Origin of the sequence: Meridianimarinicoccus sp. MJW13 (assembly GCF_014901205.1) — a bacterium.
Taxonomy (GTDB): domain Bacteria; phylum Pseudomonadota; class Alphaproteobacteria; order Rhodobacterales; family Rhodobacteraceae; genus Meridianimarinicoccus.
Window position 1 is genome coordinate 1 of record NZ_JACNMU010000001.1, and the last position, 15,867, is coordinate 15,867.

The 15,867-nt window shown below is 61.6% G+C and carries 15 protein-coding genes; 13 read left to right on the forward strand and 2 right to left on the reverse strand.

Going from position 1 to position 15,867, the window contains the following annotated elements; all coding sequences use genetic code 11:
* Window positions 1-257: 257 nt before the first annotated feature.
* The 4 genes from H8B03_RS00005 (at window position 258) to H8B03_RS18905 (ending at window position 2,647) form a co-directional block, all read left to right on the forward strand.
* Entirely contained in the window at window positions 258-1,007 is a 750-nt protein-coding gene (locus H8B03_RS00005; RefSeq protein ID WP_193138999.1) for a hypothetical protein, read from the forward strand.
* Between the two features lie 67 nt (window positions 1,008-1,074).
* Window positions 1,075-1,665 (forward strand): hypothetical protein, encoded by a 591-nt coding sequence (locus H8B03_RS00010; protein ID WP_193139001.1) that lies wholly within the window; start codon window positions 1,075-1,077, stop codon window positions 1,663-1,665.
* A 39-nt stretch (window positions 1,666-1,704) separates the two neighbouring features.
* Window positions 1,705-2,229: a hypothetical protein gene (locus H8B03_RS18900; protein ID WP_226925617.1), complete on the forward strand. Its 525-nt coding sequence runs from the start codon at window positions 1,705-1,707 to the stop codon at window positions 2,227-2,229.
* A gap of 22 nt (window positions 2,230-2,251) precedes the next feature.
* Window positions 2,252-2,647, forward strand: a complete 396-nt coding sequence (locus H8B03_RS18905; protein ID WP_226925618.1) for a hypothetical protein — start codon at window positions 2,252-2,254, stop codon at window positions 2,645-2,647.
* A gap of 188 nt (window positions 2,648-2,835) precedes the next feature.
* Here the strand turns inward: H8B03_RS18905 and H8B03_RS00020 are convergent, their stop codons facing one another.
* Window positions 2,836-4,458 (reverse strand): GMC family oxidoreductase, encoded by a 1,623-nt coding sequence (locus tag H8B03_RS00020; protein WP_193139003.1) that lies wholly within the window; start codon window positions 4,456-4,458, stop codon window positions 2,836-2,838.
* Window positions 4,459-4,477: 19 nt separating this feature from the next.
* Entirely contained in the window at window positions 4,478-5,215 is a 738-nt protein-coding gene (locus H8B03_RS00025) for an FCD domain-containing protein (RefSeq protein ID WP_193139005.1), read from the reverse strand.
* Between the two features lie 232 nt (window positions 5,216-5,447).
* On the opposite strand from H8B03_RS00025, the gene H8B03_RS00030 reads away from it, so the two are divergent.
* The 9 genes from H8B03_RS00030 to H8B03_RS00070 all read left to right on the forward strand — a co-directional run bounded on the left by H8B03_RS00030 (window position 5,448) and on the right by H8B03_RS00070 (window position 15,495).
* Window positions 5,448-6,869 carry an aldehyde dehydrogenase family protein gene (locus tag H8B03_RS00030; protein ID WP_193139007.1) on the forward strand — a complete coding sequence of 474 codons (1,422 nt, stop codon included), beginning with the start codon at window positions 5,448-5,450 and terminating at the stop codon, window positions 6,867-6,869.
* Window positions 6,870-6,919: 50 nt separating this feature from the next.
* The gene (locus H8B03_RS00035; protein ID WP_193139009.1) at window positions 6,920-7,894 is read left to right on the forward strand and encodes an ABC transporter substrate-binding protein; all 975 of its coding nucleotides are present in this window, start codon (window positions 6,920-6,922) and stop codon (window positions 7,892-7,894) included.
* 63 nt (window positions 7,895-7,957) lie between these two features.
* Window positions 7,958-9,481, forward strand: a complete 1,524-nt coding sequence (locus H8B03_RS00040) for a sugar ABC transporter ATP-binding protein (protein ID WP_226925619.1) — start codon at window positions 7,958-7,960, stop codon at window positions 9,479-9,481.
* A 44-nt stretch (window positions 9,482-9,525) separates the two neighbouring features.
* Window positions 9,526-10,482, forward strand: a complete 957-nt coding sequence (locus H8B03_RS00045) for an ABC transporter permease (protein WP_226925620.1) — start codon at window positions 9,526-9,528, stop codon at window positions 10,480-10,482.
* A gap of 5 nt (window positions 10,483-10,487) precedes the next feature.
* Entirely contained in the window at window positions 10,488-11,483 is a 996-nt protein-coding gene (locus tag H8B03_RS00050; RefSeq protein ID WP_193139013.1) for an ABC transporter permease, read from the forward strand.
* A gap of 1 nt (window position 11,484) precedes the next feature.
* Complete coding sequence (locus tag H8B03_RS00055; protein WP_193139015.1) at window positions 11,485-12,582, forward strand: mandelate racemase/muconate lactonizing enzyme family protein; 1,098 nt, start codon at window positions 11,485-11,487, stop codon at window positions 12,580-12,582.
* 107 nt (window positions 12,583-12,689) lie between these two features.
* Window positions 12,690-13,712 (forward strand): zinc-binding dehydrogenase, encoded by a 1,023-nt coding sequence (locus H8B03_RS00060; protein ID WP_193139016.1) that lies wholly within the window; start codon window positions 12,690-12,692, stop codon window positions 13,710-13,712.
* A gap of 31 nt (window positions 13,713-13,743) precedes the next feature.
* Window positions 13,744-14,502: an SDR family oxidoreductase gene (locus H8B03_RS00065; protein WP_193139019.1), complete on the forward strand. Its 759-nt coding sequence runs from the start codon at window positions 13,744-13,746 to the stop codon at window positions 14,500-14,502.
* 33 nt (window positions 14,503-14,535) lie between these two features.
* Complete coding sequence (locus tag H8B03_RS00070; protein WP_193139021.1) at window positions 14,536-15,495, forward strand: C-terminal binding protein; 960 nt, start codon at window positions 14,536-14,538, stop codon at window positions 15,493-15,495.
* Window positions 15,496-15,867 lie beyond the last annotated feature (372 nt).

Consider the following 15,867-nt stretch of genomic DNA (forward strand, 5'->3'; position numbering starts at 1 on the left):
GGACATGAGGCGGAAGGAAACTGCATGAGGGCCGAAAATCTCGGACCCTTGTTGACGAACGAACGGCGCATTCACCCTATAGGCAGAACAACGTTCCCGAGCGGCGACTAATTCCGCGGCCTGTTAGGACTTCCAATAGGGGGCATGAGGTCAACGTGTGACCGACCGGGCGATCATCCAAATTTCTGCATGATGGTATCGCCACTGTTGCATGTGATCGCAACGCCCCAAGACGTCATTCGAGTCTGCCAGCCCGGATGTTGCTGATCTGTCGTGACGCCGAAGCTGATCCAACGCGACAAGATCTGCTGCTGCATCAATCGACCCGACGCCCTCCGCGCCGATCCATCACACCACGAGGCGTTGAGCTTCCCCTCGTCTCTTGTCATGCTTGGATCTGCAAAGATTTTGAACAAGTGGTTGATATTGTGACAAAGCCTCCCGCCGCAGTCCGCGCGCGTCATTCTGCTCCGCTGTTGTTTCTCGACAGGAAACACACCGAGAGATTCGACCCCGAAGATCTGCGGATCGACTATGCTGAAGACCGGAATTTTTCCAAGCAACCGCTGTATCAGGGTCGTGTTCTGCTACGCCCGGAGATTGATCTTTCTGTCTACGATCCCCGCGCTGTGATTGACTGGCTGGAGATCGGCTGGGATAGCCGTGACGAGCAGCGCTCCCTGAACATTGCAAGGAAGATCAAGAACTGGCTGAACACGCGCGGGTCGCGGTCAACAGCGCATGTCATGGGACCCGGCAGAGAGACGGACTATTGGGGAAACCGCTTCGTCTGCCGGATACAGGATCCCGATCCCGCAGAACTCCGCGAGTTGATGAACTTCATCGCTGTCACCTATCAAGCGCTGCCCTTCGAGAACGGGCGCCTTCACGTAACCGGGCTGGAGGTCTCGCTGGATTTCTATGTGACGAATTCCGCCGAGATGGCCGAGGAGAACCGGTGCAGATCTCTACAGGCACCACACGCTGGCGGTTTTCTGATGTTTTAACCTTTGAACGCAAGCTTCTGCGCGTGCGCGATGGCAGCCGACGTGCGCGCAAACCGGGAGGCGAAAAATGAGCCGAGCCTACAAGATCCGCGCCAAAGTTCATCGCGTCTATGCGGTGGACGAGGTGCTCAAACTCTATGGCATCTGTCGCAACACCCTGTCCAACTGGGTATCGTGCGGGCTTGTGCCCTCTCCCGGCGCTGGTCCGCAGATCTTTCGAGGGGCCGAACTGAACCGGTTTCACACCGCACGTCGCGCTCGAGGCCGCCGGCAACTGCGGATGGGACAGTTCTTTTGCCTGCGGTGCAAGGTGGCGGTTGTCCCGGTTGTCTCATCGCTCTCCTTTCCGCAACACGACAAGCGTGGCGCGATGGCAATCGCTGTCTGCTCAGAGTGTGATTGCACGGTGATGAAGAGACTGGGACAGACAGAATACGACAGATTGCGCGAGGCGCGAGATACCAATACGAGCTTGGCGCACGCAGACGAAAGCGAGGGGCCATCCCCTGCTTGTGTTGGGAAGAACCACGGCTCCGAAACACAGATCGACCCATCCTTGAACGACAGGATCCTGCACAGCTGGCAAATCTGCGCGGGAAGATTCGACGTCAAGACCGTGGATGCGCATCTGACATACATCCGTGAGTTCGACGCATAAATTGGCGGTTCGTGCTTCTCGCAGGTCCGCCCTACGGACGTGGCCAATTACCGAAACCAGCTGATCGAACGCGGCGAGCGTCCGAGTTCAGACGGCGGCCTCAGCACCTCGACCATCCGCCACCGCGCCTCGCATCTGGCAGGATTCTTCCGTTGGCTTTGCACGCAGGACGGATACCGCCGGCTTGGCGCCTCGCTGCCCGAGTATTTCGCGCTTCCCCGAAAGCAGATGGCCAAAACCCTGCCACCCCCAACGAAGGAGTATCCGACGATTGACGACGCCGAGGACATGATCTCTTCGATGCCCAGAGTGACCCGGCTCCAACGCCGCAACAAGGCAATCGTGGCTTGTGCCTTCCTGACCGTGTTGCGGGCCGCCGCGTTGCTTTCCATGAAGCTGAAGCATCTGAACACCGAAGCCAGGATGGCTGTTCAGGACGGCCGGGAAATGCACGCCAAGAACGGCAAGAGCTTCACGGTTCGCTGGTTTCCTGTGCCCGAGAGCTTTGCGCATTGCGTGGTCGCCTGGAAGGAAGAGATTTCGGCGCTGGGGCTTTGGCCCTGACGATGCGCTCTTTCCCGCCGGAATGTACCTGAAGGCGCCGCTAGGGGACCATGATAACGTCCCGGTCCTGCTGACGACTGATCCGATAACGCGCGCCTTCCAGCAAGCCTGTTCGGGAACGGGAAAGCACTATACCCCGCATGCCGCCCATCATTGCGTGAAGGCGCTTGGAGATCGCATATGCACAACCTCCCAAGCGCTGAAGGCCTGGTCGCTGAACCTTGGCCATGACAGCGTGGTCACCACCGAATCCTACTATGGGAAAATGAACGACGTAGAGCGAATGCAGATCCTCGATGGCCTTTCAACGCACGAGCACAACTCTGATGAAGAATTGAAGCTCATGCTCAGCAATTGTCTTCACGAACTGGCCCGAGGTACGCCTGAGTTCAAGCGCGCCAAGGCGCTTATCCAATAATGGGAAGAAGCCTTGGAAGACGCCGATGTCATTGAGTAAAGGTTTGTCCAACTTCCCACCGGCAATCCAGGCTTCGAGCCACCCCGCTACCTTGGTCTTCTCCCTTGGTGATTTAGGGCATTTGCCCCGCCGTGCCATCCACGGCACTGGTCGGCGGACCACATCGATCCGCTCGCATTGCGGTGGCGTTACAGCCTGCCCATGATCATGTCGGCGCAGCGATCGGCGATCATCATCGCCGGCGCGTTGGTGTTGCCGGCCACAATGTCGGGCGCGGCGGACATGTCGCAGATTCTGAGCCCGTCGATACCACGAACCCGCAGGCGCGAATCAAGAACGGCCATCGGGTCATTGTCATGGCCCATCTTCGCCGTGGCGCAGGGGTGATAGTTGGTTTTCACGAAGCGTCGGCAATGTTCGCGAAACCCCTCGTCCGAGGCGCGCGACGCTGCATCCGGCAAGACCAACCTTTCGATTTTCGATGCCAGGGGTTTCTTCGAGAATACGTCACAGAAGAACCTCTGACCGGCGACCATCGTCTCCATGTCATCTTCGTGACTCAGCAGGTTCGGGTTCACCAGGGGCATGTCGCCTGGACGGTCCGACGCCAGCCGAACCCAGCCGCGCGACTTTGGCTGGAGAACGACCGTCGTCACGGTCATGCCGTGCCGGTCTTCCACGAGGTGTTGCGCATCGCGGTCGATATAGACCATGCCCACGCAGAACGTCTGGATCGACGGCGGTGCATCCCGGTCGATCGGGTTGACGAACGCGCCGCATTCGACGCCGGTCGAGCAGACACGCCCGGAGCCGAACAGCTTGAACTGCAGGCCGTTCAGGATCATTCGCCAGCCGTCGCCCTGCTTGAAATAGCCATAGGGACCATTGGTATAGGCCGTGATCGGAACTTCCGGATGGTCGATCAGGTTGTTGCCGACGCCAGGCAGGTCGTGTGCCACCTCGACACCGACCTCGCGCAGGTGGTCGGCCGGACCGATCCCCGAAAGCATCAGTATCTTGGGCGTGACCAGCGCGCCGGCGGTCACGATCACTTCCCCCTCCGTCCGGACCTCGTGCAGAGCACCCTTGCTGTCGGCATAGATCACGCCCACGGCGCGACCGGCGTCCAGCAGGATGCGGTGAACTTCGCTTTGCAGACGCACGGTCAGGTTGGGATTGTTCTTCAGCGGTTCGACATGGGAATAGGCCGATGAAGAGCGCTTCCCGTCGCGATTCATGAACTGGTAGTAGCCAGCACCGCGCTGCGAGGGACCGCAGAAGTCGCTGTTGAATGGCTCGCCCATTGCCTGGACCGCTTGCACCCAGTCACGCGAAAGCGGATCGATATACCCTGGATCGGACACCTTCAGCGGCCCACCGACGCCGTGGTATTCGTTCAGAAGGCGGTTGTTGTCTTCCATTCCAGTGAACGATTGGAGCACATCGGCGAACCCCCACGGCACGTAGTCCTGGCTGCCGCGCAGCGCGGCGTCCCAGCGATCGTAGTCGGAAGGACGACCTCGCATGTAGACCTGTCCGTTGACGGTCGATCCGCCGCCCAGCACGTGGCCTTGCGGTATATCGTGCTGCCGCCCGTGAAAATGCGGCTGCGGCACCGTTCTGTGATACCTCATGTACTTCGAGCCGTTGATCATCTTGAAGATGCCAGGCGGCATGTCGAGCAGCGGGTGATGATGGGAATATCCCGCCTCCAGCAACAGCACCCTTGCGTCGCCCTCGGCGGCCAGCCGCGCAGCGACGACACATCCCGAGGCGCCACCACCGACGACGATGTGGTCAAAAGCCTCCATCGACCCTCCTCCCAATCTCCTACTCATCGATGTCGAACGTCTGCCGCACGTGCTCCCAGGCAGTGTGGAGATGGTTCACCAACTCCGCTTCGGCGACATCGGGATCACGCTCCAGTATCGCCATGTAGATTGCCTCGTGGCTGCTGTAGTTGACGCGGTTGCGCTCGGGCGACCGAAGCATCCGGCTCCAGTGCGGCGCCAGCCAGGTCGCGTAGGCGCGGTGCAGGGTCGGAAAGATCGGGTTGCGCGGTATCTCGTACAGCACTGCGTGGAATGCCACGTCCGTGGCGTAGAAAGCATCGGAATCCCCGAGCGCGTCCTTGTTCCGCCGCAGCGCCGACTTCAGATCGGCAATGTCACCTTTTGTGGCTGAAACAGCGGCGTCGCGTACCAGCCCACGCTCGACGAAGACCCGGCTCTGGAACAGAGGTGCGACACCGCCCGTTTGTTCCAGAAGAAGTTCGACGATGCTGCCAACCGACGAGAGAGCCGTGTCGTAGCCCGGCTTGCGGACGATCGGACGAAAGCGCGGCTTTGCGTCAAGCAGTCCCCGACTCGCGAGTGTTGCGACCGCCTCGCGGATGACTGTCCTGCTGGCGGCGAACCTCTCCATCAGGTCACGCTCGGAAGCAAGCGGCATGTTGTGGGGAAGCTCTCCAGACAGGATCTGGTGCTGAAGCACATCCACGATCGCGTCCGATGCGCGCCCGCCCTCGGAAGGGAACTGCACGATTCCCGAAGTTTCTTTTTTGCTCATACCGCCCTGCAATTTGGTCCGATCATATATCTGCCTCTATACGCGCCTTTTGTCGATCTGTCAGCTAGTATGTCTATATCCAGCCAAATTTTGCGCGCTTTTGGATTAGTTCTCATTTTATCTTGACGGGCTTCTGGCCTAGGGAGTAGCGTGCCGCATAGTTTGGTCATACCAAGGCTTCCAAGACATGAGCATACCCAATCTGATTCCCGGCGAGATCGCCGACGCCTGCATGTTGATCGACGGCGCATGGGTGGCGGGGTCCGGCGGACGTCTGGAGGTCGACAATCCGGCTGACGAATCGGTCATTGCGACCATTCCCGAGGCGACCGCGGAGGACGCCATTGCCGCGCTGGAGGCCGCGCGGCGGGCACAGCCGGGCTGGGCCGCGCTGCCGGCGGTGGCGCGTGGCACGGCAGTCAACGCCCTCGCGCGGGAAGTCGAGGCCAGGTCCGAAGACCTCGCGCGCCTCATAACGCTGGAGCAAGGCAAGCCGATCGGCCAGGCGCGTGGAGAAGTCAGCGCTGTGCTGATGTTCCTGCGCCATGCGGCGAGCGGAGCACGTCGGATCGAGGGCGACATCGTTGCCTCGGACCTTCCGAACGAAGAAATCCACGTTCGCCGTCACCCGCATGGCGTTGTCGTGGCCCTGACAGCCTGGAACTACCCTGCCGCGCTTTGCGCGCGCAAGCTTGGCCCGGCGCTGGTGACCGGCAACACCTTTGTGTTGCTCGGGCACGAGATCACTCCGCTGTCCGGACTGTTCATCTGCGGGCTGGCCGAAAAGGCCGGTATCCCGAAAGGCGTGATCAACGCGGTGACAGGGCGCGGAGCCGTGGCTGGACAGGCGATGGTCGAAAGCCGCTTGAGCGACCTTGTGACGATGACGGGCTCGACCCGTGCCGGCAAGCAGATCTACCGCACTGGCGCCGAGACGATGAAGGTTGTTCGGCTGGAGCTGGGCGGCAAGGCGCCGTTCATCGTGATGGAAGATGCCGACATCGACAAGGCGGTCGAGGCGGCCGTCGTCGCCCGCTACACCAATTGCGGCCAGATCTGCACCTGCAACGAGCGGATGTATCTGCACAGAGCCATCCGCGACGAGTTCCTGGACAAGTTCGTCTCGCGCTCCAAGGCGCTGACCATCGGCGACCCCATGGCGGATCCGGATATCGGCCCCAAGGTCAGCCGGATCGAGGTGGACAAGATCGCCCAGATGGTGCGCACCGCCAAGGCGGAAGGCGCCGAGGTTCTTCTGGACGGCGGGCCGCTGACGGACGGTGCCTACGAAAAGGGCTACTGGTACGCGCCAACCGTTCTGTCGGTCGGCGACAACACGTCGAGCCTGATCCAGAACGAGGTCTTCGGCCCGGTTGTCCCGGCGATGACGTTCGACAGTTTCGAAGAGGTCGTGGAGTTGGCAAACGACTCACCATACGGCCTCTCGGCATATCTCTTTACGCGCGACTACCGCCGGATTGCCCGGGCGCCGTATGCGCTCAAGTTTGGCGAAATCTACCTCAATCGCGCCAACGGCGAGCAGGTCCAGGGCTTTCACACCGGCTGGAAGGAGTCCGGGCTTGGCGGAGAAGACGGCAAGTACGGGTTTGACGGGTATCTGCGCAAGCAGACCACCTATCACAACTGGGGTTAGCCCCGCACCAAGGCGGCGCAACGCTGCAAGACAACAGTGGAGGAAACACTATGAAACGCAGGATCCTGATGGGGACGGCCATTGCATTTGGTCTTGGCCTGACAACAATGTCGGCCGTGGCGGAACCGCCGCCCCTTGAGCAGAAAGACCGCTACAAGGTCGGCTTCAGCCAGATGGAGTCGAACAACCCCTGGCGTATCGCCGAAACCAAGTCCTTCCATGATACGGCCGAGGCCTGCAACTGGGACCTGATCGCCACCGACGCCGCCGGCTCGGCGGCCAAGCAGGTTGCCGATGTGGACTCGATGATCGCGCAGGGCATCGATGTGCTGTTCCTGCCCCCGCGCGAGGAAAAGCCGCTCATTCCCGCCGTGATGAAGGCCCAGGCCGCCGGGATCCCGACCTTCCTGGTCGACCGCTCGGTTGACCCGAATGTTGCCAAGGCCGGCGAGCATTATGTCTCGTTCCTGGGCTCCGACTTCATCGACCAGGGCAAGCGCGTCGCCGAGTGGACGATCGAAAACTTCAACGGCGACAAGGGCATCATCGTGGAGCTTGAGGGCACCACCGGATCGTCGCCCGCCAATGACCGCAAGTCGGGTTTCGATGACCGCATCCTGCAGGACGACCGGTTCGAGATCGTCGCCAGCCAGACCGGTGACTTCGCCCGCGACATGGGCCGTCAGGTCATGGAAACGCTGCTGCAGGCGCATCCCGACGTGAACATCGTCTATGCCCACAACGACGAGATGGCGATTGGCGCGATCCAGGCGCTGGAACTTGCCGGGCGCAAGCCGGGTGAGGACGTTCTTGTCGTGTCCATCGACGGCACTCGCGACGCGCTCCAGGCGATCATCGACGGCAAGATGGGCGTGACGGTGGAATCCTCGCCGTTCTTCGGTCCGCTGGCCTGTGAAGTGATGCAGAAATACGCCGCTGGCGAGTCCATCCCGCCCTGGGTCAAAGTCGAAGACCGCATCTTCACTGCGGACAACGCCGCCGACCACATTGACGAGGCTTACTGATCCTCCCCTGCCGGGGGGCCGCTTACGGGCGGTCCCTCGTGCATTTCTGGCGAAAGGGCCACGATGCAACCGCTCCTGAAAATGCAGGGCATCCACAAATCCTTTGCGGGGGTCGCGGCGCTCACCTCTGCAGAGCTTGAGATTGCCCCAGGCGAAGTTCACGCCGTGATCGGCCAGAACGGCGCCGGAAAATCTACCCTGATCAAGATCCTGACAGGCGTCTATCGCAAGGATTCCGGAGAAGTCGCGTTCGATGGGCGCCCGCTTCACGTGCAATCGCCCCGAGAGGCGCAGGACAACGGAATCTCCACAATCTATCAGGAGTTGAGCCTCGTTCCGCTCCGCTCGGTGACCGAGAACGTCATCATGGGCTACGAGCCGCGCACGGCGCTCGGGCTGATTGACTGGACGTCCGCCCACGCGCGCACGCGCGAGATCCTCGCCGGCTTCGGCATCAATATCGACGTGACCCAGGCGCTCGGCTCCTATTCCACCGCTATTCAGCAGCTGACCGCCATCGCGCGGGCCGTGTCGCTCAATGCGCGGCTTGTCATCATGGACGAGCCGACCTCTTCGCTGGATGATCGCGAGGTCGAGACTCTGTTTGGCGTGGTGCGCGGGCTGAAGGCGCGCGGCGTCTCGGTCATCTACATCTCGCACTTTCTCGACGAACTGTTCCAGATCTGCGACCGTGCCACGATCATGCGCGACGGGCAGACGGTGGCGGTTCGTGAGATTGCCGATACCACCAAGCTGGGATTGATCGCCGACATGCTTGGACGCGATCCCGAGGAAATCGCTGCCGCCGGGATGACCGAGCTTGGCGGTGGTCAGCGCGAAACAGGCGAGGTGCTGCTGGAGGCCACCAACCTGCATACCGATCGCATGTTGCGCGATGTCTCTGTGACCGTCCACAAAGGCGAGATCGTCGGGCTTGGCGGGCTTCTGGGGTCGGGGCGGACCGAAGCGGCACGGGCGATCTTTGCGATGGACCGGTTGCGCGGCGGAACGGTAAGCACGCACCTTCACCCCGAGGGGTTCTCCAATCCCGCCGAGGCGATCCGCGGTGGCGTCGGCTTTCTGACCGAGGATCGCAAGGCCGAGGGCATTGTGCCGGACATGTCGGTGCGCGAGAACCTGACCCTCGCCCTGCTGCCCCGGCTTGTGCGCCGCGGCACAATCGACCGGGTGCGGGAGGAAGAGATCGTCAAGAAGTTTGTCGATGCTCTCGGCATCAAACTGGCCAGCATTGAACAGCCGATACGCGAATTGTCGGGTGGCAATCAGCAGAAGGTGCTGCTTGCCCGCTGGCTTGCGCTTGAGCCCGACCTGCTGATCCTCGACGAGCCAACCCGTGGTGTTGATGTCGGCGCAAAGTTCGAAATCCAGTCGATCATTCAGGAATATGTCGAAAAGGGTGTGGGCGTGTTGTTGATTTCCTCGGAATTTGAGGAACTCGTGGAAGGCGCGGATCGGATCGTCGTCTTGCAAGACGGCGTATCGGTGACCGAACTCCAGAATCCCGGCATCACCGAGCAGGCGCTGATCGGCGCAATTGCGCAATCCCACGAAAGGGCGACGGCATGACCGATCAGAGCCAGGCCCCCTCGGAGCAGAGCAGGAGCCTTTCCATGGACGCATTCGACTGGAAGCACCTTTCCAGGCACGGCGGGCTAGTCGCCTTTGCCGCGCTGCTGCTGATCAACATTCTGATCACGCCCAACTTCCTGCAATTGCAAACGCTTTTCGTGAACATCAGCCAGGTTGCGACGATTGCCATCGTCGCGGTTGGCATGACCCTTGTCATCGCGACCGCAGGCATCGACCTCAGCGTCGGCGCGGTCATGGCGGTGGCCGGGGCGATTGCACCGCTGATCTTCCTGTCAGATTTCGCCCAGGCGAACCCGTCGCTCGGCCTTTTTCTGGCCATCGTTGTCCCGGTCCTCGTCTCGGTGGTTTGCGGGCTTTTCAACGGGGCGCTCGTGGCATTTCTCGGTGTGCAGCCGATTATCGCGACGCTGATTTTCTTCATTTCCGGCCGCGGCATCGCACAGGTGCTTACCAACGGCAATTTGCAAACCTTCACGCACCCGGGATTTTCGTATCTCGGCACTGGCAAGATCCTCGGATTGCCGTTCCAGGGCTGGCTGGTGCTCGTCATCGCCATCGTCGTCTGGTGGATGGCCAACAGGACCATGTTCGGCCGTCGCATCCTTGCCGTGGGCGGGAATGAGAATGCCGCCAGGCTGACCGGCACCCCGGTGAGGCGCGTCAAGCTTGGCGTATACGCCATCTCAGCCGGTCTGTCTGGTATCGCCGGACTGATCGTTGTCGCGATCAATTCAGCCTCGGACGCGGCCCGGATTGGCAATCTGATGGAACTGGACGCGATTGCAGCCGCCGTCGTGGGTGGCACGCTGCTCATGGGCGGCAAGGCTCCGATCTTCGGCGCCATCCTTGGCGCGGTGATCATCCAACTGGTGAAATACACCCTGCTGGCCAATGGGGTTGCCGATGAGGTCGCGCTGATCGCCAAGGCCGCCATCATCGTATTGGCCGTTTACGTTCAGCAGGGCCGGAAGGAGTGATGAACATGCTCGATACCAACGCATTCGACTTGCGCAGATATCTTCAGGGCAACGGCCAGTCGCTAGGTGTCTGGCTCGCGCTCGTACTCGTGATTCTGTTTGGCGCCATGCGCTACGACAACTTTGCCGGCGCCTACAACATCAGTTCGTTCCTCAACTACAACTCGATGTTCATCGCGATTGCGCTCGGCATGTGCTTCGTCATCATGACGGGCGGGATCGATCTTTCCGTGGGATCGGTGGTGGCGTTCACCTCGGTCTGCGTGGCCTACCTTTCGCCCTATGGCATCCAGGTTGCGCTACCTGGAGGTATTCTGGCAGGGATGGCCATCGGGGGCTTGAATGCCTTTTTTGTTATCGGAATGCGCATTCCACCCTTCATTGCCACGCTCGCGACAATGCTGGGTGCGAAGGGCGGCGCCCTGGTCATTTCGGGCCGGCAGACGATCTCGGTCGATTGGGGCTCCAACTTCACCAAGTTTGGAATGGGCAATGTGGGCGGCATCCTGCCTTGGTCGATCATCGTCGTAGCGATCCTGGCGGTGATCCTTTGGGTGGTCCTTGAAAAGACCTCCATCGGCCGCACCGTCGAAGCCATCGGCGGCGGCGAGGACGCAACCCGGATGATGGGCCTGCCGGTCAACCGCGCCAAGGCTTTCGTCTACATCCTGTCAGGGGGCTGCGCGGGCCTCGCCGGAGTGATCCTCGCCTCAGGCTTTGGGGCCGGCCAACCCCTGGAAGGCGTCGGCTGGGAATTGTCAGCCATCGCCTCGGTCGTCGTCGGCGGCACGCTGTTGACCGGCGGGCTCGGCTCGGTGCCTGCCACCGTCGCAGGGGCACTGCTTCTCGGCCTCGTCTTCAACATCCTCAACTTCGAGAACGGGCGCGGCGTGATCAGCATCTCGGCCTATTGGCAGATGGTCGTGCGCGGTCTGTTCCTTTTCGTCGTGATCCTCCTGCAATCGCGGGTCTCACGCACGGCCTCAAGACAAGGAGCCTAACGTGACCGGGATTCAATCGTTGCAAGCCCGCCGGTTTGCCATTCCGCTTGACGAGGTGTTGAGCGATGCCAAGCACGGCGATCACACCCATTTCGAGTTGATTACCGTGACTGTCCGGCTCACGGACGGCAGCGAGGGCACCGGCTACACCTACACCGGCGGCAAGGGCGGCCACGCAATACTCGCGATGATCGACCATGACCTGAAACCTTTCCTGCTTGGCAGGGACGGTGCGCAGGTCGAGGAGCTTCATGATGCAATGCAGTGGCACGTGCATTATGTCGCCCGGGGCGGTATCGCGTCCTTCGCCATTTCCGCCGTGGACATCGCGCTTTGGGACGCACGGTGCAAGCGCGCCGGAAAGCCGCTCTGGCAGATGGCGGGCGGGTCCTCGAACACGTGCAATTGCTACTTCGGCGGAATCGACCTGAATTTCCCGCTGCCCAAGCTCTTGGACTCGATCCGGGACTACCTGGCCAAAGGCGCGAACGGCGTGAAGATCAAGATCGGTCAGTCGACCCTTGCAGAGGACGTTGCCCGCATAGCCGCGGTGCGCGACCTGATCGGGCCGGATGTCGCCTTCATGGTCGATGCCAATTATTCCATGACGGTGCCACAGGCGATCGAAGCCGCCGAAGCGTTCAAACCCTTTGACCTGCTGTGGTTCGAGGAACCGACGATCCCCGACGACTACCTGGGCTTCGGCCGGATTGCCCGCGAGACGGGCATGCCACTGGCCATGGGCGAGAACCTGCATACGATCCACGAGTTCGAATACGCATTCGAACAGGCCAGCCTGTCGTATGTGCAGCCCGACGCGTCGAACTGTGGCGGCATCACCGGCTGGCTGCGCGTGGCAGAACTGTCGCGCAGGCATGGCATCCCGGTGTGCAGTCACGGGATGCAGGAGCTTCACATCTCGCTGGTATCCGGGCAACCGAACGCTGGCTGGGTCGAACTGCACTCATTTCCCATCGACCGCTACACCACACGCCCCGTCGTCATAGAAAACCACCTCGCCGTCGCGCCGGATGCGCCTGGTATTGGCGTCACGTTCGATTGGTCAAGGCTGGGAGATGCCGACGATCGTGCGGCCTGACGCCCGACCGTCCAATTGCTCTGCACCTGCGAGTGTTTACGGATCGCCGAAAAAAGACCCGAGGGGTGGGAACCCCGGATTGGGTCGCACATGAGGGAAGCAACAACATGAAGGCTCTGGTTTACACAGGCCCCAACAAGGTCGAAGTACAGGATGTTCCCGTTCCGGCTGGGCGAAGCGGTGCGGTGAAGGTCCGGATGCGCTATTGCGGCGTCTGCGGCACCGATATCGGCATCTTTGCTGGCAAGCACCCAAGAGCCCGGGCCCCACTGGTGCTCGGGCATGAATTCGTTGGTACGGTCGAAGAACTCGCTGGTGGCTCGGGGCAGTTTTCGGTCGGCGACCGGGTTGTCGCCTATCCGCTTTTTTCCTGCGGCAGCTGCCGGCCCTGCCGGAACGGGCAGCCGCATGTCTGCGAGACGCTGAAGCTCATCGGCATCGACCGCGACGGCGGCATGGCCGACTACGCCTGGATCGACGAGGATGTGCTGTTCAAGGTTCCGGAGACGCTGTCCGATGCCGCTGCCGCGCTGGTCGAGCCGCTGGCCGTGGTGGTCCGCTCGCTGCACCAGGCGCGATTCAACCTGCTGGACACTACCGTCGTCACCGGCGCCGGGCCGATCGGCGTGCTGACCGCGATCGTGCTCAAGCATTCAGGCGCCTCGCGCATCGTGATCTCCGACGTGGACCAGGGGCGGCTCGATATTTGCGCCAAGTTCGGCTTCGAGACTGTCAACGTCGCCGTGACAAGCCTTGTCGACTACATCAACGACAGCACCAATAACGAAGGCGTCGATATCGTGTTCGAATGCTCCGGCGTCGAAAGCGCGGCGGCCGAGATGACGAAGCTGACGCGGGTCGGCGGCACTATCTGCATGACCGGCATCCACAAGGCACCGCGCGCGGTAGACCTGCGGGACATGAACTTCAAGGAACAGATCCTGATTGGGTCGCGCGTCTACACGCTCAGGGAATTCGGCATGTCGGTGGCCTATGCGCAGGAGATCGCGGAAGACCTGGAGAAGGTCGTGACCCAGATCGTGCCGCTGTCGGGGGCCGAAAGCGTCTTCGAGATGATCGCCGATCCGTCGGTGACCACGGTGAAGGTGCTTGTGGACTGCCAGGCGTGACCGATCGGAAAGACAAGAGGACAAGAAGGCTATGACAAGTTTTGATGTAAGCGGTCGCAAGGCGATCGTGACGGGCGGCACACGCGGCCTTGGCATGGGCATGGCCGAGGCGTTGCTGGAAGCGGGGGCAGAGGTGGTGATCTTCGGCTCCGGCGAAAGCGCGAAAGCTGTTGCCGAGGAATTTCGCGGCCGCGGCTTCGCCTGCCACGGGCTGATTGTGGACCTGGCCGATGCCGCGGCGCGCGGTGCGGGCTTCGACGCGGCGCTGGCGCTGCTTGGCGGGCGGCTCGACATCCTGGTAACCGCCGCCGGTGTCCAGAAGCGGCATAAGAGCGAGGAGTTTCCGCTGGAGGATTTCGACGCGGTGCTGGAGGTCAACCTGACCTCGGTCTTCGATCTCTGCCAACGCGCGGCGCGGGTGATGCTGCCCCAGGGGCGCGGCAAGATCGTCAACATCGCCTCGCTGCTCAGCTTCTTCGGCGGGCTCACGGTGCCGGCCTATGCCGCCAGCAAGGGCGGTATCGCGCAGCTTACCAAGGCGCTGGCCAACGAATGGGCAAGCCAGGGGATCTGCGTCAACGCCATCGCGCCGGGCTACATGGCCACCGACATGAACACGGCGCTACTGGCCGATGCCGGACGCAATGCCGAGATCACGGCCCGCATCCCGGCCCGCCGCTGGGGTGTTGCCGACGACATGAAGGGGCCGCTGCTGTTCCTGGCCTCCGAGGCCTCGGATTATGTCAACGGCGCCATCCTCCCGGTGGACGGCGGCTACCTTGGCCGCTGACACGAGAAACACTCGAACAAGGAAAATCAGCTGATGAAGATTGTCGTCTCCGATTGCGACCACGCCTCCATGCGCATCGAGGAGAAGGTCCTCGCCGATGCCGGCTTCGGATATGAGCATCACGCCTGTCGGACCGAGGACGATCTGATCGCCAAATGCGCCGGCGCGAATGTCATCATGACTCAGTACGGCCCCTTCAGCGACAGGGTGCTCGCGGCGCTCTGCCCGGACCTGGGGCTGATCGTGCGCTACGGAGTCGGGGTCGACACCATTGATCTGGACGCGGCGACTCGCCTCGGCGTGCAGATATGCAACGTGCCCGACTATGGCATGAACGAGGTCTCCGACCATGCGCTTGGACTAATGCTGGCGCTGGTCCGCAAGATCCCAATGATCACCAACAGCACGCGTGCCGGCGAATGGGATTACCGGATGTCCATACCGGTGCGTCGCATCAAGGACATGACGATCGGCGTGCTGGGTGTTGGTCGGATCGGGCGGCTGTTTGCCCTCAAGGCCATGGCATTCGGCGGGCGCGTAGTGCTGTGCGACCCGTACAAGCCGGACGGAAAAAGCCGGGTTCCGGGGGCCGAGCAGTTGCCATTTGACGATTTCATTGCCGCTGCTGACGTGGTCTCGGTCCATTGCCCGCTATCGGAGGAGACCAATGGGCTGATCGGAGCGCCCGAGATCGCCAAAATGCGGCCGGGTGCGTTCATCATAAACACCGCCCGAGGCGGTATCGTCGATGAGGATGCGCTAGCCGAGGGGCTGGCCTCGGGAAAACTCGCGGGCGCTGGCATCGACACTGTCGAGGTCGAACCGCTGCGAAAGGACTCGCCGCTGCGGGCGCTCGACACCTGCCTCGTCACACCCCACATGGCCTGGTACTCAGAGGAATCCGCCAACGAACTCAAACGCAAGGTCGCAGAGGAAGCCGTGCGGTTTGCCCAAGGGCACTGCGTGACTTACCCAGTCAACCGCCCGGCGTGACCCGGCCGGCCCGGCTCTCGTCCGCTGGACTTCCTGACGGTCCACGAGGACGGCGCAGTCATGTCCAAGGTGCTTCTCTAACTGGCAAAAATGGAGCAAGCCACATCTGATATGAGAACGGCGATGCGAAAGTCGACCACGGTTGCGGCGGGATGAGCCTGCTGCGGGCGGCGCGAAGTGGCCTGCTGCCGTTTCCGTTTCAAGATCTCTGATTTCCTTCTCGTCGAGTATCAGCCGACCACAGGTCGTAACCTACGTCAGCGTCCAAATTTCGGGGGCAACTCAAACCAGCCTAAATTTCCTCCGCCCCAGTGCCAGGCTTTCACACCGCTGCTGGCATAAATAAAATATCAAAAACTGGGAAAACTCTGT

Excerpts from the sequence above, each read along its gene's own strand:
- H8B03_RS00030 (WP_193139007.1), top strand. The coding sequence starts at position 5,448 with ATGTTGATCGACGGCGCATGGGTGGCGGGGTCCGGCGGACGTCTGGAG.
- H8B03_RS00020 (WP_193139003.1), bottom strand. The coding sequence starts at position 4,458 with ATGGAGGCTTTTGACCACATCGTCGTCGGTGGTGGCGCCTCGGGATGT.
- H8B03_RS00025 (WP_193139005.1), bottom strand. The coding sequence starts at position 5,215 with ATGAGCAAAAAAGAAACTTCGGGAATCGTGCAGTTCCCTTCCGAGGGC.
- H8B03_RS00010 (WP_193139001.1), top strand. The coding sequence starts at position 1,075 with ATGAGCCGAGCCTACAAGATCCGCGCCAAAGTTCATCGCGTCTATGCG.
- H8B03_RS00070 (WP_193139021.1), top strand. The coding sequence starts at position 14,536 with ATGAAGATTGTCGTCTCCGATTGCGACCACGCCTCCATGCGCATCGAG.
- H8B03_RS00040 (WP_226925619.1), top strand. The coding sequence starts at position 7,958 with ATGCAACCGCTCCTGAAAATGCAGGGCATCCACAAATCCTTTGCGGGG.
- H8B03_RS00050 (WP_193139013.1), top strand. The coding sequence starts at position 10,488 with ATGCTCGATACCAACGCATTCGACTTGCGCAGATATCTTCAGGGCAAC.
- H8B03_RS18905 (WP_226925618.1), top strand. The coding sequence starts at position 2,252 with ATGTACCTGAAGGCGCCGCTAGGGGACCATGATAACGTCCCGGTCCTG.
- H8B03_RS00065 (WP_193139019.1), top strand. The coding sequence starts at position 13,744 with ATGACAAGTTTTGATGTAAGCGGTCGCAAGGCGATCGTGACGGGCGGC.
- H8B03_RS00035 (WP_193139009.1), top strand. The coding sequence starts at position 6,920 with ATGAAACGCAGGATCCTGATGGGGACGGCCATTGCATTTGGTCTTGGC.
- H8B03_RS00005 (WP_193138999.1), top strand. The coding sequence starts at position 258 with ATGTTGCTGATCTGTCGTGACGCCGAAGCTGATCCAACGCGACAAGAT.
- H8B03_RS00045 (WP_226925620.1), top strand. The coding sequence starts at position 9,526 with ATGGACGCATTCGACTGGAAGCACCTTTCCAGGCACGGCGGGCTAGTC.
- H8B03_RS00060 (WP_193139016.1), top strand. The coding sequence starts at position 12,690 with ATGAAGGCTCTGGTTTACACAGGCCCCAACAAGGTCGAAGTACAGGAT.